1 protein-coding gene is annotated in these 933 nt (G+C 60.2%); it reads left to right on the forward strand.

Annotation, left to right across the window (positions count from 1 at the left end):
- Positions 1 to 79 precede the first annotated feature (79 nt).
- Complete coding sequence (locus tag E4K65_RS46715; RefSeq protein ID WP_135179765.1) at positions 80 to 904, forward strand: IS5 family transposase; 825 nt, start codon at positions 80 to 82, stop codon at positions 902 to 904.
- The last annotated feature ends 29 nt before the right edge of the window (positions 905 to 933 follow it).

Below are 933 nucleotides of genomic sequence, written 5' to 3' on the forward strand. Positions count from 1 at the left end.
AGAGCCTGACCGAAAAAGGTGAGCGGCTTTAGCGGGCCTGTGATTCCTTCGGATTTGCAAAGATTCGAGGGAGGACACCATGCCGTGGACCAAAGCCGCTCGTATCAAGTATCAGCGCAGTGGACTGCGTTACACAAGTGATCTGACCGATGCAGAGTGGGCGTTGATCGCCCGGAAGATGCCGCCGCGACGGCGATTGGGCCGGCCGCGGGAGGTTAATCTGCGCGAGATCGTGCAGGCGATCTTCTATATTCTGTCGAGCGGCTGCCAGTGGCGAGCCTTGCCGAAGGAGTTCCCGCCATACTCGACGGTTCAGGGCTATTTTTACGCTTGGCGCGACACGGGTAGATGGCAGGAGATCGTCGAAGCTTTGGTTCGGAAGGCGCGCCGGAAGCTTGGGCGAAAGCCCAGACCGACAGCTGCCGTCATCGATAGCCAGACCGCCTCGACGACCGAGGCCGGCGGGCCACGCGGATTCGACGCCGGCAAGCGTCTCCATGGGCGCAAGCGCCATATCGTGACCGACACCAACGGTCTCTTGCTGGCTGCCTATGTTCATCCCGCCAACATTCAGGATGTCCATGGGGCCGTTCCTCTGTTGGAGATCTTGCGAGACCGCTTCCCAAGGCTTGAGCATGTCTTTGCCGATCGGATTTATCGCGGCAAACAGCTCGTCAACGCTCTCTCCAACTGCGGACCATGGACGATCGAGATCGTCGAGCGACCGCTCGGGGTCAAAGGCTTCCAGCTCCTGCCCAGGCGCTGGGTCGTCGAGCGTACCTTTGCATGGTTCGGCAGATGTCGTCGCCTCTCCAAAGACTTCGAAGCCTCTGCCGCCACCGAGCTAGCCTGGTTGCTCGCCGCCCATCTGAGGCTCTTAACTCGCCGCTTGGCCAGACCCTGAAAACGTCTACGCTTTTTGAGTCAGGCTCT

The organism is Bradyrhizobium niftali (genome assembly GCF_004571025.1).
Lineage (GTDB): Bacteria > Pseudomonadota > Alphaproteobacteria > Rhizobiales > Xanthobacteraceae > Bradyrhizobium > Bradyrhizobium niftali.